This window comes from Flavobacterium sp. WC2409, assembly GCF_041200085.1.
Taxonomy (GTDB): Bacteria; Bacteroidota; Bacteroidia; order Flavobacteriales; family Flavobacteriaceae; genus Flavobacterium.
Genome location: NZ_CP165625.1, coordinates 2,821,590 through 2,847,043, shown reverse-complemented (window position 1 = coordinate 2,847,043; position 25,454 = coordinate 2,821,590). Strand labels below are relative to the sequence as shown.

The following is a 25,454-nucleotide window of genomic DNA, read 5'->3' as shown; positions in this document are numbered from 1 at the left end:
TTGGAAAAGAAAATTGACATAATCTGTGCAGGGGAAGTACTGATAGATTTTATAGGACACGAAGTAAATACTTCAATAAACAGAACAAAAGATTACCACCGATTTTTAGGTGGCTCTCCAACTAATGTAGCGGTGAATGCGGCAAGGTTGGGTTTGAACTCTGTTTTAGTGGCAACTTGTGGTCAAGACGGATTGGGAGAATATATTGTTCGTAAACTGAAAGCAAATAAGGTGATTACTTCCCAAATAAGAAAATCAGATACAGAGCCAACTTCTGTTATTTTTGTTTCAAAATCGACTGGAACTCCTGATTTTATTCCATATAGAGAGGCAGATTACCAAATTCATCAGAGTCAAATTCCAGACGATTTATTGGCAAGTGCCAAAATTTTTCATACAACCTGTTTTGCATTAAGCAAAAACCCAGCTAGAACGACTATTTTAGAAAGTGCAAAAAAAGCCCAATCGTTAGGTTTGCAAACAAGTATTGATATTAATTTTTCGGAGAGAATTTGGCCAGATAGAGAGGAAGCTAAGCTGGTTTTGAAAGAATATTTGGGAACAAACCCATTTGTAAAATTAAGTGAAGATGATTGTTATCGTCTTTTTGCTGAAACAAAAACCGAAGATTTTATTTTTGACTATTTTCATGATTTGGGTGCGGCAACAATATGCTTGACTAAAGGGAAAGATGGGGTGGTCTTATCTGATAAAAATTTTGGTATGTTTTATCAAAAAGCACAAAAAATTGATGAGATAAAAGACACAACTGGTGCTGGAGATGCTTTTTGGACTGGTTTTTTGTATGCGCAATTATTGAATAAAAATTTTGAAGAAACCATTACGATTGCTCAAAAGTTAGCCGTTTTAAAATTGCAAAACGTAGGGAGATTACCAGAGGGGATTAATATTGCTACCTATTTGAATACGGACAGCTAGTTTTTATAAAATAATAAAACCAATTAAAAATGAAAAAAAGTACTATTAAATTAGCGATGTATTTGAATTATTTTGTCTTTGCTATTCTATTGAATAGTGTAGGAATAGTGATTTTAAAAGCCCAAAAAAATTATGGAGTAGATGAGTTACAAGCTAGTATTCTAGAGGCTTTTAAAGATTTACCTATCGCAATTGTCTCTTTTTTGATCGCTTCTTTTTTGCCTAGATTAGGTTATAAAAAAGCCATGCTTATTGGTTTAGCTTTGGTATCTGTAGCTTGTATTACGATGTATTTTGGAAATTCATTTGAAACAGCTAAAATACTTTTTGCGACTGTTGGAGTTTCATTTGCTTTGATAAAGGTGTCCGTTTATTCTCTTATTGGAACCGTTACTGAAAATCAAAAAGAACATAATAGTTTAATGAGTAGTATTGAAGGGGTTTTTATGATTGGAATTGCGCTGGCATATTTTTTATTCCCCGCTTTCAACTCAGAATCTGATCCTGATGCATGGTTGAATGTGTATTGGTTATTAGCGGGAATTTCATTGTTATCATTTGGATTCTTGTTCTTTGCCAAATTTGAAGACCAAACCGATATTCCTGGAGTTGATTTAGCGGATGATTTTAAACAAATGTTCAAGCTGTTTGCTAAACTACTGACTATTGTTTTTGTAATTAGTGCCTTTCTATTTGTAATGATTGAACAAGGAATTATGTCATGGTTGCCTACTTTTAATAGTAAAGTATTACACCTTCCAGAGAATATAAGCATAATGATGGCGAGTATTTTGGCTATTACTTTGGCGGTAGGACGATTACTTGCGGGTGTAATTACTAAAAGTATAAATTGGATTTGGGTACTTAGTTTTTGTATTGTGATGGCCATGTTAATCGTTATTTTTGTATTGCCAAGGACGGTTGGGCTGGATGTTAAAGAAATCAATTCGCTAGGAGATATTCCTTTAATAGGATTTGCATTTCCTCTTGTGGGATTGTTTATCGCTCCAATATATCCCCTTTTAAATTCAGTTGTTTTAAGTGCTTTGCCCAAGAAACTGCACAGTTCCATGACGGGTTTAATTGTTGTTTTTTCAGCATTAGGAGGTACATTAGGTTCAAGAGTAATTGGGTATTTGTTTAAAAATGAAGGGCCTGAAAATGCGTTCTATTATACTTTGATTCCAATGTCTTTATTATTAGTCTCTTTCTTTATATTAAAAAAACTAACTGCTAAATCATGAAAATTTCACTAAACATAGATAAAACATTTCGCGAACTTTTGCTTCAAGAGGATACTGATAATGATAAAAAGATTACAAAGGATGACAATGGTCCTAAAAGATTCGTTTTAGTTGATGAAAAAACTAAAAAAGAAAGAGTAATTGAAGGAACCTATCATTTGGCAAATTTACTTCAAGAACTGGCAGTCCTCAAAGATAAAAAAACGGAATTGGGTGAAGTCGATTTAACACGGATTCAAGAGGAGCCTGTAGATCGTATTTCGAGAAAAATCAGAGAGGATTATTGGGATGAACTTACTAGAACTATTGATAAGAAAGGCCTGATGCAAATTCTACAAGATGAAAAAACGACAAATGAAATACCAACTCTATATGTTTCCGCTAAAGATAAACAAGGGGTGAAGTATTTTCAGGATTTAGAAAAAGAACTGCAAAATTTCAAAGTAGGAGTTTTACCGGAAGATTATACAGAAGAGTATGTTGATACGTTGAATACAAAACCCGGGATTCTTGCGTTGGCTTTAGAGCAAAAATTATACAGTTTACAAGGAGTTCCATTTGTTGTCCCAGGTGGGAGATTTAATGAAATGTATGGTTGGGATAGCTATTTTATTGGTGTTGGATTGCTAATTGATAATCAGCTGGAGAAAGCGATGGCTATAGCAGATAACTTTAAATATCAAATTGTTCACTACGGAAAAATACTAAATGCCAATAGGAGTTACTATTTAACTAGAACACAGCCACCATTATACTCCTCTTTATTAGTTGAGATTGTAAAGAATAAAGTTCCAAATTTAGAATGGTTGAAAGGCCATCTAGAAACGGTTATTCTAGAATACAATACAGTTTGGATGGTGCAAGGCGGTCGATTGACTCCTACAGGATTAAATAGATATAAGTCAGGTGGTGTAGGAATGCCTTTTGAAGTGGAGCCAGGACATTTTGATGATGTTTTAGAATCGTATGCAATAAAATATAATTTGCCAATTAGAGAATTTGAAAAGCAATATTTAAATAGAACTATTGTTGATGCTGAACTTGATGAGTATTTTGTTCATGATAGAAGTTTACGCGAAAGCGGACATGACACTACTAATAGATTGATTAATACTTGTGCTAACTTAAATTCAGTTGATGTAAATAGTTTTCTTTACAAATATGAAAAAGATATAGCCTTTTTGATTAAGAATTTCTATGATGATAAAATACAAATAGCTGATACTCATTACACATCTAAAGATTGGGAATCCAAAGCAAATTCAAGAAAAGAAAAAATGGATGAATTATGCTGGAATGAAGAATCAACTATGTATTTTGATTATGATTTTGTAAATAATAGACAATTCCCTTTTGAAGCTGCAACTACTTTTTTCCCTTTATGGGCCGGATTATGCAATGCTCATCAGGCAAAACAATTAGTCGAAGTAGCCTTGCCACAATTTATAAAAAGTGGAGGAATTACAGGAAGTACAAAAGCAAGTACGGCAAATTTTCCTGAGGATGCGCCACAAAGGCAGTGGGATTATCCTTTTGGGTGGGCTCCACACCAAATGCTGTTGTGGGAGGGCTTACTTAATTATGGTTTTATTGATAAAGCCCAAGAAATGGTGTACAGATGGCTTTGGTTGATTACTAAAAATGCAGTGGAATACAATGGAACGATTCCAGAGAAATTTGATTTGGAAACCAGTTCCCATAAAGTTTTTGCAGAGTATGGTAATGTTGGGACGGAATTCGATTATATTTCTAAAGAAGGTTTTGGATGGGTTAATGCGTCCTATCAATATGGATTGCAAATACTAAACGATCATTTGAAACAAGAACTAAATAGACTTACTTCTCCGGAAGATTTATTTAAAGGCTAATTTTTTTTTGTAAAGCTGTATTTTGTATGTTATTTTTTTTAACTTTATAGTCAACTAAATTTTTTCAACATGACTGTAAATCAAATATTAAGCACAAAAGGAAAGGATGTTCATTCTATAGTTTCTACAATCACCGTATATGATGCATTGAAAGTGATGGGAGAAAAAAATGTTGGAGCAGTATTAGTCATTGAAGATAATATTTTAAAAGGAATACTTTCTGAAAGAGATTATGCTAGGAAAATTGTCCTAAAAAATAAAGCTTCAAAAGATACGTTTGTACATGAAATCATGGAAAAGGATGTCATTACGGTAAAACCAACGGATGATCTTGATTTCTGTATGGGAATTATGAGTAAAAGAAGGGTTAGACATTTACCAGTTGTAGAAAATGATGCCGTTACTGGTGTTATTTCAATTGGTGACGTAGTGAAAGCAATAATAGAAATTCAAAAAGAAACAATTCAGCATTTGGATTCTTATATTAGTGGATCAAAAGGTTAAAATAGAATTTAAAAATAAGTATAAATAGCTGCAATTTAGTGCGGCTATTTTTTTTTCTACAAATAGGGTTTGGTTTTTTTTTAAAAGAATAGAAGAAAAGTCTGCTTTTTAAACCAAGTCTTATATCTTTGTAAGCTAGAATAAAACATTAAAAAATGAACAAAAACAGCAAAAGAAGAGAAGCGTTATTATATCATGCAAAACCTACTCCAGGAAAAATTCAAGTAGTTCCAACTAAGAAATATGCAACCCAAAGAGATTTATCTTTGGCTTATTCACCTGGTGTAGCTGAACCTTGTTTAGAAATTGCTAAAGATGTAAATAACGTATATAAATATACAGCTAAAGGAAATTTAGTTGCGGTAATTACTAACGGAACTGCAGTTTTGGGTCTAGGAGATATTGGACCTGAAGCTTCAAAACCAGTTATGGAAGGAAAAGGATTATTGTTTAAGATTTTTGCAGATATTGATGTTTTTGACATTGAGATTGGTACTAAAGATATTGAGGAATTTATTCAAACCGTAAAAAATATTGCTCCTACATTTGGAGGGATAAATTTAGAAGATATAAAGGCACCTGAGTCTTTTGAAATTGAACGTAGGTTAGTTGAAGAATTGAATATTCCAGTGATGCATGATGATCAACATGGAACAGCAATTATATCTTCTGCAGCTTTAATAAACGCATTGGAATTAGCTGATAAAAAAGCTGAGGATGTGAAAATGGTAGTTTCAGGTGCAGGTTCAGCAGCATTAGCTTGTGCTGATTTATATGTTTTACTAGGAGTTAAAATAGAAAATATATTGATGTTTAACAGTAAAGGAGTCTTGACAAAAGACAATCCATCACTATCTGTTATGCAATTAAAATATGCAAAAGATATAAAGCCAGTAAGTCTTGAAGAAGCTTTAAAGGGAGCAGATATTTTCTTAGGACTATCTTCTGGAGATATTATGAGTCCTCAAATGTTATTGGGAATGGCTGATAATCCAATCGTTTTTGCAATGGCAAATCCAGACCCAGAAATAGATTATAATCTTGCTATTTCAACACGAAAAGATATTATCATGGCTACAGGAAGATCTGATCATCCTAACCAAGTGAATAATGTACTTGGGTTTCCATATATTTTTAGGGGTGCTTTAGATGTTCGCGCTACTAAAATAAATGAAGCGATGAAAATGGCTGCTGTTAAAGCATTGGCTTTATTAGCTAAAGAGTCAGTTCCAGAGCAAGTTAATGTTGCTTATGGCGCTACTAAATTAGTTTTTGGTAGAGATTATATTATCCCAAAACCATTTGATCCAAGATTAATTACTATTGTGGCTCCTGCAGTTGCTAAAGCTGCTATGGATTCTGGTGTGGCATTAAACCCTATTACTGATTGGCATAAGTACGAAGAAGAACTTCTAGACCGATTAGGGAATGATAATAAAATGGTTCGATTGATTACCAATAGAGCTAAAATGGATCCTAAAAGAATTGTATTTGCAGAAGCAGATCATTTAGATGTACTTAAGGCAGCACAAATTGTATTAGAAGAAGGAATTGGACATCCTATTTTATTAGGAAACAAGGAAATTATTTTAGAATTAAAAGAAGAATTAGGTTTTGATGCTGATATTGAGATAATTGATCCTAAAATAAAAGAAGAAGACGCTAGAAGAAATAAATTTGCGACTACCTATTGGGAAACTAGAAAAAGAAAAGGAATTTCTTTATATGATGCTGAAAAGTTAATGCGTGAAAGAAATTATTTTGCTGCCATGATGGTCAATGAAGGAGAGGCTGATGGATTAGTTACAGGTCATTCTAGAAGTTATTCTTCTGTAGTGAAACCAATGTTGCAATTAATTGAAAAAGCGCCTGGAGCCTCTATTGTGGCGACTACAAACATGATGATGACTGCTCGTGGTCCAATGTTTTTGTCAGATACTGCGATAAACATCGATCCTTCTGCAGATGACTTGGCAAAAATTGCTATTATGACTGCTAAAACAGCAAGAATGTTTGGTGTAGAGCCAGTAATAGCGATGGTTTCATTTTCTAACTTTGGTTCTTCTAGTGATGCTAATGCTACTAAAGTAAGACAGGCAGTAGCTTATTTACATGAGCATCATCCAGACCTTATTATTGACGGCGAAGTTCAAGCAGATTTTGCCTTGAATCCAGAAATGCTGAAAGAGAAATTCCCGTTTTCTAAACTAGCTGGAAAAAAGGTAAACACTTTAATTTTTCCTAATTTAGATTCTGCTAATATTACTTATAAATTATTGAAAGAATTAAACAAAGTGGATTCAATTGGGCCTATTATGCTTGGAATGGGAAAACCAGTTCACATTTTTCAATTAGGTGCAAGTGTAGAAGAGATGGTCAATATGGCAGCAATTGCTGTAATTGATGCGCAGGAAAAACAAAAGAAAAAACAAATTAATGCTTCTTTATAATTAGCTTTATAAAAACAATAAATTGTTTCATATACAAACTATAAATGATAGCACATTTACAAGGGAAATTAGTGGAAAAAACACCAACACATATCGTAATTGACTGCGGTGGTGTTGGTTATCATGTAAATATCTCGTTACATACTTATTCATTGCTTCCTAATACTGATTTTGTAAAGTTATTTACACATCTTCAAGTTAAAGAGGATTCGCATACTTTATTTGGATTTGTAGAAAAATCTGAGAAAGAGATTTTTAAATTGTTAATTTCCGTTTCGGGAATTGGGGCCAATATTGCGAGAACAATGTTGTCGTCATTAGATCCTAAACAAATTACAAATGCGATTGCTTCAGGGGATGTAGTTACAGTTCAATCGATAAAAGGAATCGGTAGTAAAACAGCTCAAAGGGTGATACTTGATTTAAAAGAAAAAGTGTTGAAACTATATGATTTAGATGAAGTTTCAATGGTGCAAAGCAATACAAACCGAGATGAAGCGTTATCAGCTTTGGAGGTATTAGGTTTTGTTCGAAAAACTTCTGAAAAAATCATTGAAAAAATTGTAAAAGAGGATCCAGATGCTTCTGTTGAATCAATTATTAAAAAAGCTTTAAAGAACTTATAAAAGGAACTCGGAAACACGAATTATATGCAGAAAATTTGTCTTTTTTTGTTAGTTTTATTTTGTGGTTTTGCGTCTAGGGCTCAGGTAAAAGAAGAAGCTCAAGATACAATTAATAAGGGTTTCTCTTTAGGAAAAGTCCAAATAAAAAACCCTCAAAGTATTCTCTCGGCCTATACTTATGATCCTGTTACGGATAGGTATGTTTATACTAATTCTGTTGATGGGTTTTCTATCAATTACCCTATTATATTAACTCCAAAAGAGTATGAAAGTTTAGTCTTGAAAGAATCTATGAGAGATTATTTCAAGAAAAAAACGGATGCTATCGATGGTAAAAAAGAAGGAAGTGAGGCTGCGAAAAAAGATTTATTACCTAAATATTATGTGAATTCGGGTCTTTTTGAAACTATTTTTGGTAGTAATACAATTGATGTTAAGCCTACAGGTTCCGTTGAAATGGATTTGGGTGCTCGATATACCAAACAAGATAATCCTTCTTTCTCTCCAAGAAATAGATCTAATTTGTCTTTTGATTTTAATCAAAGGATAAGCATGAGCTTAATGGGGAAAGTAGGTACAAGGTTGAATGTTAATGCAAATTATGATACGCAGTCTACTTTCGCATTTCAAAATTTAATTAAATTAGAATATGCTCCTTCAGAAGATGATATTATTCAAAAAATTGAAGTTGGAAATGTAAGTATGCCTTTGAATAGCTCATTAATTAGGGGAGCGCAAAGCTTATTTGGTGTAAAAGCCCAATTGCAATTTGGAAAAACTACAGTTACAGGAGTCTTTTCAGAACAAAAATCAAAAACAAAAAGTGTAGTTGCAGAAGGTGGTGGAGTAATTCAGGACTTTGATATGTATGCACTTGATTACGATAATGACAGGCATTTTTTCTTGTCACAATATTTTAGAAATAAATACGATGCTTCGTTAAAAAACTACCCTTTTATTGATAGTAGGGTTCAAATTACAAGACTTGAAATTTGGGTTACTAATAAACAAACTCGTGTTAGTACTAATTCAAATAACTTACGAAATATTATTGCGCTTCAAGATTTAGGAGAATCGCAATTATCGGGCTTGGCAGATAATGAAGTGGTAGTGCTTGATCCTTCAACAGGAATATTTAATAATCCAATAAATTCGCCCACAGACAACTCTAATAACGATTATGATCCAGCACAAATTTTAACTGGTTCAGGTTTGTTAAATAGTAATATTAGGGAAATAGTTACTTCTAATTCTGGATTTAATGTCACTGTTAGCGAAGGTCAAGATTATTCTAAATTAGAAAATGCTCGAAAATTAACTTCAAATGAATATACCTATAATGCTCAATTAGGATATATATCGTTGCAACAACGATTAGCAAATGATGAGGTGCTAGCCGTTGCTTATCAATATACAATAGGTGATAAAGTGTATCAGGTAGGTGAATTTGGTAGTGATGGTATCGATGCAACTGTTGTAACGGGGACTAATTCTTCCCAAGCAATTATCACTCAAAGTTTAATTTTGAAAATGTTGAAAAGTAATTTAACAAATGTCAAAAATCCAGTTTGGAACTTGATGATGAAAAACATTTATCAAATACCAGGAGCTTATCAAGTGAAACAAGAGGATTTTAGGTTTAATATACTATATACTGATCCGTCTCCATTAAATTACATTACTGAAGTGTCTGGAAGTCCTTTTCCTGCAAGTCCATCACCTGATAATAAAGTTGCTGAAACTCCTTTATTGAAAGTATTTAATTTAGATAAATTAAATTATAATAATGATCCACAAACTGGAGGGGATGGTTTTTTTGATTTTATGCAAGGCATCACTATTGATTCCCAAAATGGAAGAATAATATTTACTACCAAAGAGCCATTTGGTGAATTATTGTTTTCCAAATTGTCAAACACAGGTTCAGGAGAAAACTATAACGATGCTAATACTTATAATGCAAATCAAAAGAAATATGTGTTTCGTAATATGTATCGCAACACCCAATCTGGAGCATTGCAAGATAGTGACAAGAATAAATTTCTTTTAAGAGGTAAATATAAATCATCAGGAGGTGATGGAATTCCTATTGGAGCGTTCAATGTTCCTCAAGGTTCCGTTGTAGTGACTGCTGGAGGACGAGTTTTAGTTGAAGGAATTGATTATAGTGTAAATTATCAATTGGGTAGGGTTCAAATTTTGGATCCATCTCTTCAAGCATCAAATACGCCTATTAATGTTTCTCTGGAAAATAATTCTGTTTTTGGTCAGCAAACCAGAAGGTTTATGGGGGTAAATGTAGAACATAAAATTTCGGATAAGTTTTTGGTTGGAGCTACATTTTTAAAAATGACTGAAAAACCCTTTACTCAAAAATCAAGTTTTGGTCAAGAATCGGTAAACAATACTATTTTTGGTTTTAATACTAATTATTCTACTGAGGTTCCTTTCTTTACTCGATTAGTGAATAAACTCCCTAATATTGATACCGATGTGCCTTCAAATCTTTCGGTACGTGGAGAAATCGCTTTTTTGAAACCAGACACACCAAAAGCAGATCAGTTTCAAGGAGAGTCAACAATTTATGTAGATGACTTTGAGGGATCTCAATCTACAATTGATATGCGTTCTGCTTATGCCTGGAGTTTATCTTCTACACCAGATAGAAATACAAGAAGTGCCTATGATTTTAACGCTAACGCTAATGATTTAAGTTATGGGTTTAAAAGAGCGAAGCTAGCTTGGTATACTATTGATCCCGTTTTTTATACGCAAAAACCATCTGGAATTTCAAATGATGATTTGTCATTGAATACTACAAGAAGAATTTATAGTGAAGAATTATACCCATTAACTGATATTGCTCAAGGACAATCGCAAGTTGTTAATACTTTGGACTTAAGTTATTATCCTTCTGATAGAGGTCCTTATAATAACAGTTCGAGTTTTTCTGCAAGCCCCGGAACTAATTATGGTGGAATTATGAGAGCTATAAATTCAACAAATTTTGAACAAGGAAATGTGGAATATATTCAGTTTTGGGTAATGGATCCCTACGTTGGTAAAGGCCAGGTTCCAAATGATAATACTGGAAAAATATATTTCAATTTAGGGGAGATATCAGAAGATGTTTTGAAAGATGGGCGCAAACAATATGAAAATGGACTAGGGCCAGATCAAATATTAGTAAATCCAAAGCCTATTTGGGGAGATGTTCCTGCGTCACAATCTTTGATTTATGCTTTTGATACTAATGCTGATAATAGAAAGAACCAAGATATAGGTTTAGATGGATTGTCTAATGCGAATGAAGGGACTGTCTATACTAATTTTGCTTCAGAGTCTGATCCAGCAGCTGATGATTATACCTATTACTTAAACATTACAGGTAGTGTAAAAGAGCGATATAAGAACTATAATGGTGTTGATGGAAACTCAGCTGTAAGTGTAAGTGATCCCAATAGAGGTTCATCAACAGTTCCAGATGTTGAAGATATTAATAGAGATAATACAATGAATACCATTAATGCTTATTATGAATATAGTGTGGATATTCAACCGAATATGAATGTTGGTCAAAACTATATTACTGATGTGAAAAATACGCAAGTAACATTAGCAAATGGTGAAGTTACTGATGCAAGATGGTTACAATTTAAAATCCCTGTTTCTCAGCCAGAAAATACAATAGGAAATATTTCAGATTTTAGATCCATTCGTTTTATGAGAATGTTTATGACTGGTTTTAATCAAGACGTAACTGTTCGTTTTGGTGCTCTAGATTTGGTCAGAGGAGAATGGAGAAGATATACGAATACATTGGATTTTAATGATACAAACGTAGCTGATGATGGAACTGATTTAGATGTGTTAGCAGTGAATGTTCAAGAAAATAATGACAGATGCCCAGTTAATTATATTATCCCTCCTGGAGTGCAACGAGAACAATTGTATAATAATAATACGATTATAAATCAAAATGAACAGTCGCTGTCACTTAGAGTTTCTGGGAACGGTCTTGAGCCGGAAGATTCAAGAGCCGTTTTTAAGAATGTTAGCATCGATATGAGGCAGTTCAAAAAATTAAAAATGTTTTTGCATGCAGAATCATTGCCAAATCAAACAGTACTTAGAGACGATCAAATGATTGGATTTATTCGTTTTGGAAATGATTTTACACAGAACTTCTATCAGATAGAAATTCCTTTAAAAGTAACGACTCCTTCTTCTACTTCAGGTTCTAATTGTTCCGCATTGAGCGCAGAAGAGGTTTGGCCAGAAGATAATAATATTGATTTAACGCTAGCCTTGTTGACTCAGCTTAAAATTCAGGCAATGAGTATCGATTTGAGTACTCTACCATTGGATGGAATCTATTATCAAAATGAAGATGAGTTAAACCCAAGTCTGGCCAATAAAACAAATAAGTTGAGATTGGGGATAAAAGGAAATCCTAATTTTGGATTGGTTCGTACACTTATGGTTGGTGTGAAAAGCAATGAAACACACCAAGATATAAAAGGAGAAGTTTGGTTCAATGAACTTCGCTTAGCTGATATGGATAATCAAGGCGGTATGGCGGCAGTTTTAAATGTTGATACAAACCTTGCCGATTTTGCAACTATTTCCGCAACAGGTAAAAAAAGTACTATTGGTTTCGGAGCTTTGGAGCAAGGGCCAAATGAGAGAAGTCGGGAAGATATTGAACAATATAATATTGTCACTAATCTTAATTTGGGGAAATTACTGCCAGTAAAATGGGGGATAAATTTACCATTTAATTATGCCGTTGGAGAAGAGACAATCACACCAGAATATGATCCTTTTAATCAAGATATCAAACTAAAACAGTTGTTGGACAATACAACCGATACTGCGGAGAGAAATAATATTACAAATAGAGCAGTAGATTATACAAAACGAACAAGTATTAATTTTATTGGTGTTAGAAAACAAAGAACTGCTGAGCAAAAACAACATGTTTATGACCCAGAGAACTTTACTTTTTCTCAGTCATACAATAAGGTAGAGCGACATGATTTTGAAATTGAAGATTATATTGATCAACAAGTAAATACGTCAGTGGATTATGCTTATAGTTTTCAGCCAAAACCTGTTGAGCCATTCAAGAAAACGGAATTCATGAAAAAAAGTAGTTATTGGAAGTTGCTTAGTGATTTCAATTTTAATTATTTGCCTTCAAATGTTTCTTTTAATACTAATATAATTAGACAATACAATCGTCAACAATTTCGTCAAGTTGATGTTGAGGGGATTGGTTTGGATCCTTTGTATAGAAGAAATTTTTCCTTTAATTATCAGTATGGATTTAATTATAACCTTACAAAATCTTTAAAACTAAGTTATACAGCGTCATCTAATAATATTGTAAAAAATTATTTAAATCAGGATAATGAACCTATTGACAGTTTTACGATTTGGGATAGCTACTGGAACATAGGAACGCCCAACCAACACATGCAACAATTGGTTTTGAATTATGAAATTCCAATCAATAAGATTCCTTTATTTAGTTTTGTGAAAGCAAATTATTCCTATACAGGAGACTATAGCTGGCAACGTTCGTCAAACGCATTGTCACAAATAGAAATAGGAGGAGTAGATTATAATTTAGGAAATACGGTTCAAAATGCGCGTTCGAATACTTTGAATGCAACTTTTAATATGGATATGCTTTATAAGTATTTAGGGTTAACAAAAAATAATGCTAAAGTAACAAGTAAACCCAAAGCTTCAGCTCCTAAACCAGGAGAAAAGGTGGTGAATAATACAGCAAAACCAGTTGCTCAAAACAATGAATTTGTAGATGGACTTATGGGTGTTTTAACGAGTGTAAAAAATATTCAGGTAAATTATACGGAGAACAGCGGTACAGTTTTACCGGGTTATACTCCAAGTGTAGGTTTCTTTGGGTCTTCAAGACCTACTTTAGGGTTTATATTTGGTAGTCAAGATGATGTTCGTTATGAAGCTGCTAAAAATGGTTGGTTGACCAATTATCAGGATTTTAATCAAAACTTTTCACAGGTAAGTAATAAGATGTTTAAGTCAACTGCGAATGTAGATTTGTTCCCCGATTTAAAAATTGATTTAAATGCAGACAGATCGTATTCTGAAAATTATTCAGAACAATACGATGTGACTAATGGAGAATATAATTCGAGATCTCCTTATACATACGGACTTTTTTCAATATCAACGGTTTTGATTAAAACGTCTTTTTCGGCAAGCAATGAAGTTTCTTCAGTGGCATTTGATGACTTTAGAAGCAATAGATTAATAGTTGCTAATCGATTGGCATCACAACGTGGTATTGATGTTACTAACCCAGCTAATTTGGATGAAGATGGATATCCGTTAGGGTATGGTAAAAATAATCAAGCAGTTTTATTGCCAGCTTTTTTAGCTGCCTATTCTGGCAGTAGTGCCTCAAATATTTCCTTAGGGATTTTTAGAAGTTTTCCAATACCAAACTGGGCTGTAAAATACAATGGATTAATGCGTTATGATTTGTTTAAAAGGAATTTTAAACGATTCTCGTTGCAGCATAATTATAGAGCTTCTTATACCATTAATCAATACCGATCTAATTTTGATTATGATAATGACAAGAATGGAGTTGATGCAAGTGGTAATTTTTTGAATAAAACAATCATGTCAAATATTAACTTAGTGGAGCAATTTAGTCCGCTGATTAGAATGGATTTTGAATTGAAAAGCTCATTAAAAATTCTTACTGAAATTAAAAAAGATAGAGCATTATCGATGAGTTTTGATAATAATTTATTGACCGAGGTAAAAGGAATTGAATATGTTGTTGGGCTAGGATATCGATTTAAAGATGTTATCTTTTCTTCTAGACTGGCTGATAATCCATCAGGCATTATAAAAGGAGATATTAATATGAAAGCTGATTTTTCTTATCGAAATAATCAAACAATTGTACGTTATTTGGACTACGATAATAATCAATTGGCGGGAGGTCAAAATATTTGGTCATTAAAATTAACTGCTGATTACTCTTTCAGTAAGAATCTTACCGCCATATTTTATTACGATCATTCTTTTTCTAAAGCTGTAATATCGACTTCATTTCCATTAACAAATATCCGTTCGGGGTTTACACTTCGTTATAATTTTGGGAATTAATTTTTTAAAATCTAAACCAATTTTCATTAGAAGATTGTTACATTTGCCGTACAAAAAATCAATTATCAATTATCAATTAGTATTTATATGAATATACCATCAAATTTAAAGTACACTAAAGATCACGAATGGGTTAGTTTACAAGGGGATGTTGCAACAGTAGGGATTACTCATTTTGCTCAAAAAGAATTAGGAGATATTGTTTATGTTGAAGTAGAAACGTTAGATCAAACTCTTGAAAAAGATGAGGTTTTTGGAACTGTTGAAGCGGTAAAAACAGTTTCTGATTTATTTCTTCCATTAGCTGGAGAAATTATTGAATTCAATGATGCTTTAGAAAGTACTCCAGAAACTGTAAATTCAGATCCTTACGGAGCGGGGTGGATGATAAAAATAAAAGTTTCTGATGTTGCGGATTTTGATTCGTTACTATCTAGTGAAGCTTACAAAGAATTGATCGGTGCATAAACAATTGTATTTTTGGATTGCAGTTTTTTGGACTATAATAGTTACTTTTCTTTGTTTAACACCGTCAAGTAATATTCCAGAAGTAAGTATTTTATATCTTGATAAATTGATTCATATCTTTTTTCATTTTGTGTTTACTACTCTTTGGGTTTTGTTCTTCAAAGTAAAAATGCAAAGTCCAAATAATTATAAGCCTTTTTTTTATTCATTTGTTTTATCTGTTTTTTTTGGAATTACAATTGAAATATTACAAGAAGTATTGACCACTACCCGAACTGCTGATGTTTTTGATGTTTTGGCCAATATAACGGGAGCGAGTTTAGCAATCGTTGTTATGATTCTATATTTTAAAAACAAGAAATAAACAGTATATAATTCAATTTAAATCCCACTTTGGTGGGATTTTTTTATAGTAAAAATTTAAAAAGTAATTACATATAATTAACTCTTTTGAATATAAAATGTATTTTTGTAACCTATCATTTATAATGGAATAGATTTAACATGAACATTAGACAATATTTAGATTCTACCTATTTAAAAACGGCGATTCAAGCGGGACTTGATGAAGACCAGAATAGTGTTGTAGTTAAGAAGTTTATTCAGGAAGCTATTGATGAGAATTTTAAACTCATTATGATTCGGCCTAATATGGTTGCTATTGCAAAAGAAATGATAACTACAGCCAATTCTAAAGTAGGAGTAGGAACAGTAATCGATTTTCCAGATGGGAATTCAAATGTGGAGGACAAGCTTGTTGAAGCTAATCTGGCAATACAAGATGGCGCGGATGATTTAGACTTTGTTTGTAATTATAACGCATTTATTGCGGGCGATAGCGACTTAGTTAAAGAGGAAGTTTTAGAGTGTACTAAACTTGGTCTGGAAAAGGGAAAAGTAGTAAAGTGGATAATTGAAGTGGCTGCCCTTGATGATAAGCAGGTCGTTCAATTAACAGCTTTAATAAAAAATGTAGTTGTTTCAAATTTCAAAGAAATTTTTTATAATTCGGTTTTTGTTAAATCTTCAACTGGTTTTTTTATAACCCAAGGTAATCTTCCGAACGGGGCTACAATTTCAACAATTACCATGATGCTTGAAAATGCGTTTCCGCTTCCAGTTAAAGCGGCTGGAGGAGTCCGAACGTATGAGGAGGCTGTTGCAATGATTCAATTAGGTGTAAAGCGAATAGGTACCTCTGGAGCGAAAATAATTGCAAATGGTGCAGGAACACAACTAGAATACTAAATTCACAATCAAAATTAATATGAGAAAAAGTTTCTTAACTTTATTTATATCATTTATATCTTTTTTTACGTATTCTCAAGTTGAAGATACTAATAATTTGCAAGCCAAATTGTCTACAGAACGGTTCCCCGTTTTTCCTAAATGTCAAAATTTAGAATCTGTAGCGTTAGAAAGTTGTTTTTATAGTGAAGTTCAAGATTTTGTTTTTCAAAATTTTGTTGTGCCAGAAACTTTAATGAAAAATAATTTCCGAGGGAATATAAAAGTGCTTTTTGAAGTAGACAGTAATGGTATTTTTAAAGTAATTTATGTTAATGCAGTAGATGAAGAGTTAATTCAGGAAACCAAAAGAGTTTTTAGTAAGTTTCCTAAAATTAGTCCTTCTACTTACAATGGAAAAGCAGTCTATTCTAGATATAATATTGCGATTTCAATTCCGTTGAAAAGCCAGGAAACAATCGCATCAGAAGCACTGGCTAAAGCAGAAATTATTCAAAATAATGCAAAACAACTTACAGAGTTGGATAGTATCGTTTATAAGAAATACAAGAATCCTGAGTTTGAAAGCCATCTAAATATACCTTTCTCTCATAGTTATTATGCTCAGTTTGATGGTGCAATGAATCAAGTAGGAAGTAATAATCACACTGCTTCTAAGCCCTATACTTATCAAGAAGTTTCTAAATATTACAATCTTAAAGAAGCAAATGAAAAACTCAAAATAAAGGCCTCGAATTGGTGGGCAAAAAAATTATGGAATGAAAATGCAGTCGAAATCCAAGGAGATGGATATTGGCTTACATTAAATCCAATATTAGATTTACAAGTTGGAAAAGCAACACATAGTGATGTTTCCTATACCTACGTTAATACACGAGCACTTAATTTTAGAGGAGGAATTGGGAAACAACTTAATTTCACAACTACTGTTTTTGAAAGCCAAGGACGATTTGCTGATTATTTTAATCAATATGCTGAATCTATTGCGCCTGCAGGAGGGAATCCTGCTATTATACCTGGAATAGGAATAGCTAAAGACTTCAAAACAAATTCATATGATTTCCCTTTGGCTGAAGCCAATATTACATTTGCTCCAAATAAAAATATTGACTTGCAATTGGGCTATGGCAGAAATTTTATTGGTGATGGGTATCGTTCACTTTTGGAAAGTGATGGTGCCAGTCCTTACCCTTATTTTAAAATAAATACTAAGTTTTGGAAAATTAAGTACACGAATACCTATATGTGGTTAAAAGACGTTCGTCCCGAAGTTACTCTAGAAAGAACGTATGCTACCAAGTTTATGGCTAATCATTATCTAAGTTGGAATGTTTCGAATAGATTAAATATTGGTCTTTTTGAATCAGTAATTTGGACTAATACCAATAATAGAGGTTTTGATGTTAGTTTTGTAAACCCAATTATTTTTTATAGATCTGTTGAGTTTGCTTCTTCAGCAAGAACTGGAAACGCACTTTTGGGTTTTAGTTATAAATACAAATGGAGTAATCAAATCAATTTTTATGGTCAGTTCCTTTTGGATGAATTTTCACTTGGAGATATTAAAAGGGGGGATAATAGTTGGAAAAACAAATATGGTTATCAGCTAGGAGTTAAATATTACAATGCATTTAAGGTTGATAATTTATTGTTGCAATTAGAATACAATCATGTTCGTCCTTATGTGTACTCTCATAGTGAACCGATAACTAACTACGGCCATAATAATCAAAGTATTGGGCATCAGTGGGGAGGTAATTTTAAAGAGTTTATAGCAATTGCTCGTTATCATAAAGGAAGGTATTTTGCTGATGCAAAAATTACTGCGGGTACCCGAGGTTTGGATTTTGATACAAGTACTGATAGTTTTAATTATGGAGGAAATATTTATAAGGATTATGATGAGAATCGTCCATTTGATAGCGGAGTAAAAGTAGGTCAAGGAAACAAAACGGCAGTTTTTATTGCAGATATTCAAGGAGGGTATTTGATCAATCCGACAACCAATTTAAAACTTTTTGGAAGTTATATTTATAGAAGTTTTGATCCTACGCAAAATACAAAAACTGCGTTTACTCAAAGTACTAATTGGTTTACGATAGGTTTAAGAGCTGATGTCTTTAATTGGTATTTTGATTATTAGTATTTAATCGAGATTCGCAACGGGTTTAATTATAAGTGAATTAATAGTTGTGTTTTGGTTGTGTAAAAACGGGTAATAATTACGCTATGAATATTAGTTTTAAAAAATCTAAATTCTTCATTCTTATTTCTACATCTAATTTGTACCTTTGCACCAGTTTTATAAAAACCTAATGGATACCGGATTGAATACTACAACAAATACATTTTCTCTAAAGAGGATTTTTTTAGATTTTAAAGAAATTACTAAAGCTGGACTTGCTATTAGTGTATTGTTTTCTTCTATTGCTGGATATTTTTTAGGGATAGATGATGCAAATCCTTTTCAGTGGTCTGTGTTAATAATGCTTATCATTGGTGGGTATTGTATGGTAGGTGCTTCAAATGCTTTTAATCAAGTTATTGAAAAAGATTTGGATGCATTGATGGATCGAACTAAAAATCGTCCTGTCCCAGCAGGTAGAATGTCTCCAAATACTGCTTTGATTGTAGCTAGTTTGCTAACAATCGTTGGAATTTCATTGCTTTACGCTATTAATCCGAAGTCGGCCATGTTTGGGGCGATTTCAATATTTTTATATACGAGTGTGTATACTCCTTTGAAAACGATGACATCGTTGTCAGTTTTTGTAGGGGCGTTTCCCGGAGCTATCCCATTTATGTTGGGTTGGGTTGCGGCAACTGGAAATTTTGGAATTGAAGCGGGAACTTTGTTTTTAATACAGTTTTTTTGGCAGTTTCCTCATTTTTGGGCAATAGGTTGGTTTTTGTATGAAGATTATGAGAAGGCAGGTTTTTTTATGCTTCCTACTGGAAAAAAAGATAAGGGTACGGCTTTACAGGTTATTTTATATACCATCTGGTTGATTATAGCTTCGTTATTGCCAGCATTAGGCTATACGGGAAAATTATTTTTAACGCCAGTTGCGGCAATTTTGGTTTTTTTATTGGGAATATGGATGTTGTATTATTCAGTCCAATTGTACAAGTTAAGAAGTGCAAAAGCAGCAAGAACTCTTATGTTAGTAAGTGTTTCGTATATTACGTTGTTGCAGTTAGTTTATATATTTGATAAATTTTTAAGATAGTTATGGAAGTTACAATGACAACGAATGAACATAGATTAAGAACCGCAAGATCCTATAAGCTGATCTTGTTGTTTGCGATGGTTAGTATGACTATGATGTTTGCAGGGCTTACAAGTGCTTTTGTGGTAAGTAAATCGAGAGTGGACTGGTTGAAGGATTTTCAATTGCCTACAGCATTCTATTATAGTACGATTGTTATTATTGGTTGTAGTGTTACATTCCATTTAGCAAAAAAAGCGATTCAAAAAGACAATAAAAGTGCGACTACTACATTTCTTTTATCTACTTTAGCGCTGGGGATTTTATTTGTTGTTTTACAATTTGTCGGCTTTGGACAAATAGTAGAAAACGGGTATTATTTTACAGGAAGTGAGAGTTCAATAACAACAACATTTTTATATATTGTTACCGTTGTGCACTTAATTCATCTTGCTGGAGGGCTAATTTCTCTCCTTATTATAATTTATAATCATTTTAAACAAAAATACAATTCGACTCAAACTCTTGGAATAGAACTAGGTGCAATGTACTGGCACTTTCTTGATTTCCTATGGCTTTATTTATTTGTATTTTTATATTTCTTTAAATAAGAAAAAAACGTAAATTTGGGAACTTTTTAACGAATAACTTTTATGGAAGCGACAGTTACTACTGCAAATAGTGAAGAAAAAACTTGGGGAGGCGGCAATGAGCCAATGGGAGCAAGTTATGGTAAATTAATGATGTGGTTTTTTATCGTGTCAGATGCCTTAACGTTCTCTGGATTTTTAGCAGCTTACGGTTTTTCTCGATTTAAATTTATTGAGACATGGCCATTGGCCGATGAAGTGTTTACTCACTTCCCATTTATGCATGGTGTATCTGCACCGATGTATTATGTGGCATTAATGACTTTTATTTTAATTTTCTCATCTGTGACAATGGTATTAGCCGTTGATGCAGGTCATCAAATGAAAAAAAACAAAGTTGTTGTTTATATGTTTTTAACCATTATCGGTGGTATGATCTTCGTAGGGTCACAAGCTTGGGAATGGAAAAATTTCATAAAAGGGGAGTATGGTGCAATTGAAACAAAAGGAGGTAGTTTACTTCAGTTTGTCGATAAAGAAGGGCATCGTGTTGCTTTAGCTGATTTCGCCGCAACTTTGAATGAAGGTAGAGAACGATTAACTGGTAATAAAGGAGATTGGTTTATTAGTGAGCCAGCTTTGCCATCTTATTCTGTTGCTGAAGTTCAGGCAGGTTTTAAGGCACATCCAGATTTATTAATCAGAACAGAAGTTATTTATGAAGGGGACGAGGCAATTGCTAAAGATCCTAAAATTAATCATGAATTAACAAAGATTAAACACAAAACGATTCTTACTAGACAAGAGTCTGAGTTGAGGTTGGCTCAAGCAACGTATGTTGTTGAAGGTGCAAACTTGACAAGAAACGAATACGGTAGTAAGCTGTTTGCTGATTTCTTTTTCTTTATAACAGGATTTCACGGTTTTCACGTATTCTCAGGTATAATTATAAATATCATTATATTTTTTAATGTACTTCTTGGAACATACGAGAAAAGAAAGAGTTACGAAATGGTTGAGAAAGTTGGTTTATACTGGCACTTTGTCGATTTAGTTTGGGTATTTGTATTTACAGTATTCTATCTAGTTTAATTTTTAAAGATTATTATTATGTCACACGAACACGTTTCTAATACAAAGAGAATTTGGTTTGTTTTCGGATTATTATCTCTTGTAACAACTGTTGAGGTTTTTCTTGGGATTATAAAACCAGAATTTTTACACCTTAACCATTTTCTTGGCATGAATTTGCTGAATTGGATATTTTATATTTTGACTGTTTTTAAAGCTTATTATATTGTATGGGCATTTATGCACATGGAAGGTGAAAAAAGTAGTCTAAGATGGGCGGTTGTTTTGCCTGTTATTTTCTTAATTTTATATTTACTTTTCATTCTTTTGACTGAAGGGCATTATATTTATGGGGTTTTTAAAGATTCGACCATTAAATGGAATTTTTAACAATATATTAATTCAAAAAAAGGGTACGCATTGCGTGCCTTTTTTTATTTTTGTACTTTAATTTTTATCCAGTAATGAAAAAAAATATTGTTCTTTTTATTCTTTTTATTTTACCTATCGTTGCTTATTTGTTTTTTGCTTCAGGTATAAATAGTTTTACAAAATTACCTGTTATTACCCCAAAAGTTGCTGACCTTGGAAATTGGGAGTCTTTAAATAATGAAAAAGTTACTTTAGATAATAAAATAACTATTTTGGGTTTTTCTGGAAGTGATGTTTTAAAAAACAGAGGTAATCTATTTAATCTAAATGAAAAAATTTACCAGCGTTATCATACATTCAAAGATTTGCAATTTGTAATGATTTGTCCACTTGGTACTGAAAACGATATCAAAAGTATTTTAGATGCACTTGATGAATTTACAGATGTTTCACAATGGCATTTTGTTTTTACTACTCCCCAAGAAATTAATGGATATTATAAACAACTTAATTTAGTAGGAACCCTTGATAAAAATTCAGGAACTCCACTTGTTTATATTATTGATAAAGAAAGAAATCTTAGAGGAAGAAAGAAGAAGAAAGAATATAAAGAAGGCTATAATACTTTTCACCCTGCAGACTTGAGTAATGAAATGTTAGATGATTTTAAAGTAATTTTATATGAGTATCGTGCTGCTCTTAAAAAAAATCATAATGCTACTAAACAACTATTAAAAGAGTAATATGTTTAAAAATAAATCATATATCGGTATTTCATTTGTTATTTTAATCTTTGGGATTTATGCTGTTCCTAAAATTATTGATAGAATACAAAATGGGGAAGTTGTAAAGGCAGATCGTTTAGATCTGGTTAAAACCGTATCTAATAAAGAGGGTAAATTAGTAAAAATTGGTCCGGCACCTAAGTTTGAATTGGTTAATCAAAATAATGAAAAGATTACTAATGATAGCTATAAAGGGAAAGTATACGTTTTAGAGTTTTTCTTTACTACTTGTCCTTCAATTTGCCCGAAAATGAATCAAAGCATGTTGCTTATTGAAAAGAAATTTTTTGGAAACCCTAATTTTGGTATTGCTTCAATTACAATTGATCCAAATCACGATACTGCAAAAGTTTTAAAGGATCATGCGGAGTTATTAGGTGTGAAATCCTCTAATTGGAATTTTTTAACTGGTGATCGTGAATACATATATAGTTTGGCTAATAAAGGATTTAACCTTTATGCTGCAGCCAATAGTAATGTTGCTGGAGGATTTGAACATTCAGGATTATTTGCTTTAATAGATAAAGACGGTAATATACGTTGCAGAAGAGATGATTTTGGAAATCCAATCTTATATTATGATGGTCTTGACAAAAAAGGAGTTAAAGATATTCAACAAGATATTAATGTTTTATTAGAAGAATAAAGGAATATGAAGGAGAGTGAACAAAATTTAGAAAATAAATATAATAAATGGATTGTGCTGTTGTCAGTTGCAATTCCTTTAGTGGTCGTTTTGCTTTTTAGTGTTAATTTGCGTAAGATGGGTTTTGATGTTGAGCCTCTTACTTTTTTGCCACCTATTTACGCAACAATTAATGGTATTACTGCTGTCTTGCTTGTTTCGGCTGTTTTAGCTATAAAAAACGGAAACAGGAAATTGCATGAGAACTTAATGAAAGGAGCAGTAGGCTGTTCTATTGCTTTTCTAGCAATGTACGTTGCCTATCATATGACTTCTGATTCTACAAAATTTGGAGGTGAAGGTGTAATTAAGTATGTTTATTATTTTATTCTAACCTCTCATATCATTCTTTCAGTAATTATTATTCCGTTAGTATTAGTTACTTATGTTCGTGCTTTAGCTCAAATTTTTGATAAACATAAAAAAATTGCTAAAATCACTTTTCCTATTTGGTTGTATGTAGCCGTTACTGGTGTTATAGTTTATTTAATGATCTCTCCGTATTATGTTTAAAAATAAAAAAAATCAATATTTATTTCTTGTTTTCTTTTTTATCTATTCTGTATCGTCAAGTGCACAATGTGCCATGTGTAGAGCAGCATTAGGGGGTGAAGGAAATAAGGCACAAGCTCAAGCTGTAAATGATGGAATTGTATATTTAATGGTTATACCCTATTTATTAGTGGCTCTTCTAGGGTATGCTATTTATAGAATGAGAAAAAAGAAAAAATTGGATTAATTCAACTAGTTATTTTAAACCATCTACTGAAATATTTATTTCACCATTTACTTTAATAAAAGCAATAATGGCATTTTTTGTTAATTCGATTTTTTGAAATTGAATGTCATCCATTTTACCGTTTACAAATACACCTGACATTGGAGAATAATTTTTAAGGTAAGTTGTCATGGTTCTCTTTCCTTCTTCTAAATTAGGTTGAATGGAATAACGACAGTTTTCTTGAATTTTTCTTAAAACTATTCCTTGTGCTAGCCAATTAGCAGTTCTCATTAATTTGTTTTTGGTGTCTAAAACATAGTCTAATTTGTCAAAATAGATTTCTTTTGTTTTATCATCATACTGTGGAAATCCAGCTAAATAAATTGTTCCATTTACAGAACCAATTAATTCCAGTGCTATAACCATTTTTCCATTTTTATGCCAAATAGATACGTCTTGAATTTTGACTTTCTTAGATCCAGATCCAAAATCTTGACCTATAAAATTTTTACGTATTATCTTTGATGCATCTTGATAGGTGGATACCGCTACAATATTTGCTGTAATTTGATTGGGAATTTTCAAAACAGGTTTTAATGTGATTTTATTGGCATCAAATTTAGATTCGGGTTCTAGTCCGATTAATGTCTCCATATTGCATTTCATACCCATTTGCAATAAAAAAGTATCATCTTTTAATTTAGCTGCGGTAGTGTATATTTCAACTGGGACAATCCTAAGCCAACTTTCGTATGCTTCATTCATCTGAAAAGGGGTGCAAATTTTCTCTAATGCAGTCAACACATTAGGTTTAAAGTCCATTGATTTTTCAATTGCTTCGTCGATTTTTCTTTCAATTTTCGATTTAAAAATTTGGATTGCAGGGTTGATTAGATACGTGACTGGAACATTTTTCCCGAAAACGGTCATTGTAGGACTTTCATTCCAATCGAGTGATTTTAATTGAGTCTTTGTTTTTAATTTCCAATTATTTAATGCCACATCACTGTTCAAAGTAAGTACGCCATTTAAATTAAATTCTCGTGTATTATACAGTTCAACCCCCATTGTTTTTGTTCCTATTCTATATTTAATTATAGCTTTTAGAGGTAAAATGGTTTTTATTTTTTCACCAGAAACTGCATTCTCATTTTGGATAGTAATAGGAGCCAATTTCCAAATTTTTATCTCAATATCATCATCTTCTATGTTTGTGTCTTCATAGATTAATCCATTCAACAGTGAGTTGGTTTTGTTCTCGATATCTTTCAGTTTAACGCTGATGGGTAAGTTGATAAAGGAAGGAACATTTTCATAGACTATCGGACTTGCATCATCAGGGGCGGGTCTTAATGTGTCAATTTTTTGTGAAGTGGAGCAGCTCAATAGAAAAGAGCAAAATAGGGCAAGACTCGCAATGTATTTCAGCATTTTGTTATGTTTTGAAGCTGTAAAATTAATAAAAGAAATATATTTTCTAATGAAACTGTAACAATTATATTAT

20 protein-coding genes are annotated in these 25,454 nt (G+C 32.3%); 19 read left to right on the top strand and 1 reads right to left on the bottom strand.

The features are described 5' to 3' along the window. The 19 genes from AB3G34_RS12305 (at position 1) to AB3G34_RS12215 (ending at position 23,968) form a co-directional block, all read left to right on the top strand. On the top strand, positions 1-939 hold the full coding sequence (locus AB3G34_RS12305) for a carbohydrate kinase family protein (protein ID WP_367772163.1): 939 nt from the start codon (positions 1-3) through the stop codon (positions 937-939). 29 nt (positions 940-968) lie between these two features. After that, positions 969-2,183, top strand: coding sequence for a sugar MFS transporter (locus tag AB3G34_RS12300; RefSeq protein ID WP_367772161.1), 1,215 nt, complete (start codon positions 969-971; stop codon positions 2,181-2,183). Next, complete coding sequence (locus AB3G34_RS12295; RefSeq protein WP_367772159.1) at positions 2,180-4,051, top strand: trehalase family glycosidase; 1,872 nt, start codon at positions 2,180-2,182, stop codon at positions 4,049-4,051. The genes AB3G34_RS12300 and AB3G34_RS12295 overlap by 4 nt, the downstream gene beginning before the upstream one ends. Before the next feature lie 69 nt (positions 4,052-4,120). Beyond that, positions 4,121-4,555 (top strand): CBS domain-containing protein, encoded by a 435-nt coding sequence (locus AB3G34_RS12290; RefSeq protein WP_367755371.1) that lies wholly within the window; start codon positions 4,121-4,123, stop codon positions 4,553-4,555. A 155-nt stretch (positions 4,556-4,710) separates the two neighbouring features. Beyond that, complete coding sequence (locus tag AB3G34_RS12285; RefSeq protein ID WP_367755369.1) at positions 4,711-7,005, top strand: NADP-dependent malic enzyme; 2,295 nt, start codon at positions 4,711-4,713, stop codon at positions 7,003-7,005. Between the two features lie 44 nt (positions 7,006-7,049). Continuing rightward, positions 7,050-7,631: a Holliday junction branch migration protein RuvA gene (gene ruvA, locus AB3G34_RS12280; protein WP_367755367.1), complete on the top strand. Its 582-nt coding sequence runs from the start codon at positions 7,050-7,052 to the stop codon at positions 7,629-7,631. Between the two features lie 24 nt (positions 7,632-7,655). Continuing rightward, positions 7,656-14,801, top strand: coding sequence for a cell surface protein SprA (sprA, locus tag AB3G34_RS12275; protein ID WP_369752598.1), 7,146 nt, complete (start codon positions 7,656-7,658; stop codon positions 14,799-14,801). 87 nt (positions 14,802-14,888) lie between these two features. Beyond that, positions 14,889-15,269 (top strand): glycine cleavage system protein GcvH, encoded by a 381-nt coding sequence (gene gcvH, locus AB3G34_RS12270; RefSeq protein WP_367755363.1) that lies wholly within the window; start codon positions 14,889-14,891, stop codon positions 15,267-15,269. Continuing rightward, positions 15,262-15,633, top strand: coding sequence for a VanZ family protein (locus AB3G34_RS12265; protein WP_369752597.1), 372 nt, complete (start codon positions 15,262-15,264; stop codon positions 15,631-15,633). The genes gcvH and AB3G34_RS12265 overlap by 8 nt, the downstream gene beginning before the upstream one ends. Before the next feature lie 140 nt (positions 15,634-15,773). Further along, positions 15,774-16,517: a deoxyribose-phosphate aldolase gene (gene deoC / locus AB3G34_RS12260; protein ID WP_369752596.1), complete on the top strand. Its 744-nt coding sequence runs from the start codon at positions 15,774-15,776 to the stop codon at positions 16,515-16,517. 19 nt (positions 16,518-16,536) lie between these two features. Beyond that, a complete protein-coding gene (locus AB3G34_RS12255) occupies positions 16,537-18,660 on the top strand; it encodes a gliding motility protein RemB (protein ID WP_369752595.1) in 2,124 nt (707 codons plus the stop codon). A 184-nt stretch (positions 18,661-18,844) separates the two neighbouring features. Then, positions 18,845-19,747 carry a heme o synthase gene (gene cyoE / locus AB3G34_RS12250; RefSeq protein WP_369754100.1) on the top strand — a complete coding sequence of 301 codons (903 nt, stop codon included), beginning with the start codon at positions 18,845-18,847 and terminating at the stop codon, positions 19,745-19,747. A 2-nt stretch (positions 19,748-19,749) separates the two neighbouring features. Further along, entirely contained in the window at positions 19,750-20,337 is a 588-nt protein-coding gene (locus AB3G34_RS12245) for a heme-copper oxidase subunit III (protein WP_369752594.1), read from the top strand. 42 nt (positions 20,338-20,379) lie between these two features. Further along, positions 20,380-21,408 carry a cytochrome c oxidase subunit 3 gene (locus AB3G34_RS12240; protein ID WP_367772152.1) on the top strand — a complete coding sequence of 343 codons (1,029 nt, stop codon included), beginning with the start codon at positions 20,380-20,382 and terminating at the stop codon, positions 21,406-21,408. A gap of 18 nt (positions 21,409-21,426) precedes the next feature. After that, entirely contained in the window at positions 21,427-21,777 is a 351-nt protein-coding gene (locus AB3G34_RS12235; protein WP_367755355.1) for a cytochrome C oxidase subunit IV family protein, read from the top strand. 74 nt (positions 21,778-21,851) lie between these two features. After that, positions 21,852-22,502 (top strand): hypothetical protein, encoded by a 651-nt coding sequence (locus tag AB3G34_RS12230; RefSeq protein WP_369752593.1) that lies wholly within the window; start codon positions 21,852-21,854, stop codon positions 22,500-22,502. Between the two features lies 1 nt (position 22,503). Further along, positions 22,504-23,190 carry an SCO family protein gene (locus tag AB3G34_RS12225; RefSeq protein WP_367755351.1) on the top strand — a complete coding sequence of 229 codons (687 nt, stop codon included), beginning with the start codon at positions 22,504-22,506 and terminating at the stop codon, positions 23,188-23,190. A 6-nt stretch (positions 23,191-23,196) separates the two neighbouring features. Further along, positions 23,197-23,742 (top strand): DUF420 domain-containing protein, encoded by a 546-nt coding sequence (locus AB3G34_RS12220; RefSeq protein ID WP_367772149.1) that lies wholly within the window; start codon positions 23,197-23,199, stop codon positions 23,740-23,742. Further along, the gene (locus AB3G34_RS12215) at positions 23,735-23,968 is read left to right on the top strand and encodes a hypothetical protein (protein ID WP_367772147.1); all 234 of its coding nucleotides are present in this window, start codon (positions 23,735-23,737) and stop codon (positions 23,966-23,968) included. Before AB3G34_RS12220 ends, AB3G34_RS12215 begins: the two co-directional genes overlap by 8 nt. Positions 23,969-23,977: 9 nt before the next feature. Here AB3G34_RS12215 and AB3G34_RS12210 read toward each other — a convergent pair whose 3' ends face one another. After that, on the bottom strand, positions 23,978-25,381 hold the full coding sequence (locus AB3G34_RS12210) for a DUF4403 family protein (RefSeq protein ID WP_367772145.1): 1,404 nt from the start codon (positions 25,379-25,381) through the stop codon (positions 23,978-23,980). Between the last annotated feature and the right edge of the window lie 73 nt (positions 25,382-25,454).

Excerpts from the sequence above, each read along its gene's own strand:
- AB3G34_RS12300 (WP_367772161.1), top strand. The coding sequence starts at position 969 with ATGAAAAAAAGTACTATTAAATTAGCGATGTATTTGAATTATTTTGTC.
- AB3G34_RS12295 (WP_367772159.1), top strand. The coding sequence starts at position 2,180 with ATGAAAATTTCACTAAACATAGATAAAACATTTCGCGAACTTTTGCTT.
- AB3G34_RS12290 (WP_367755371.1), top strand. The coding sequence starts at position 4,121 with ATGACTGTAAATCAAATATTAAGCACAAAAGGAAAGGATGTTCATTCT.
- AB3G34_RS12285 (WP_367755369.1), top strand. The coding sequence starts at position 4,711 with ATGAACAAAAACAGCAAAAGAAGAGAAGCGTTATTATATCATGCAAAA.
- ruvA (WP_367755367.1), top strand. The coding sequence starts at position 7,050 with ATGATAGCACATTTACAAGGGAAATTAGTGGAAAAAACACCAACACAT.
- sprA (WP_369752598.1), top strand. The coding sequence starts at position 7,656 with ATGCAGAAAATTTGTCTTTTTTTGTTAGTTTTATTTTGTGGTTTTGCG.
- gcvH (WP_367755363.1), top strand. The coding sequence starts at position 14,889 with ATGAATATACCATCAAATTTAAAGTACACTAAAGATCACGAATGGGTT.
- deoC (WP_369752596.1), top strand. The coding sequence starts at position 15,774 with ATGAACATTAGACAATATTTAGATTCTACCTATTTAAAAACGGCGATT.
- AB3G34_RS12255 (WP_369752595.1), top strand. The coding sequence starts at position 16,537 with ATGAGAAAAAGTTTCTTAACTTTATTTATATCATTTATATCTTTTTTT.
- AB3G34_RS12245 (WP_369752594.1), top strand. The coding sequence starts at position 19,750 with ATGGAAGTTACAATGACAACGAATGAACATAGATTAAGAACCGCAAGA.
- AB3G34_RS12240 (WP_367772152.1), top strand. The coding sequence starts at position 20,380 with ATGGAAGCGACAGTTACTACTGCAAATAGTGAAGAAAAAACTTGGGGA.
- AB3G34_RS12235 (WP_367755355.1), top strand. The coding sequence starts at position 21,427 with ATGTCACACGAACACGTTTCTAATACAAAGAGAATTTGGTTTGTTTTC.
- AB3G34_RS12230 (WP_369752593.1), top strand. The coding sequence starts at position 21,852 with ATGAAAAAAAATATTGTTCTTTTTATTCTTTTTATTTTACCTATCGTT.
- AB3G34_RS12225 (WP_367755351.1), top strand. The coding sequence starts at position 22,504 with ATGTTTAAAAATAAATCATATATCGGTATTTCATTTGTTATTTTAATC.
- AB3G34_RS12220 (WP_367772149.1), top strand. The coding sequence starts at position 23,197 with ATGAAGGAGAGTGAACAAAATTTAGAAAATAAATATAATAAATGGATT.
- AB3G34_RS12215 (WP_367772147.1), top strand. The coding sequence starts at position 23,735 with ATGTTTAAAAATAAAAAAAATCAATATTTATTTCTTGTTTTCTTTTTT.
- AB3G34_RS12210 (WP_367772145.1), bottom strand. The coding sequence starts at position 25,381 with ATGCTGAAATACATTGCGAGTCTTGCCCTATTTTGCTCTTTTCTATTG.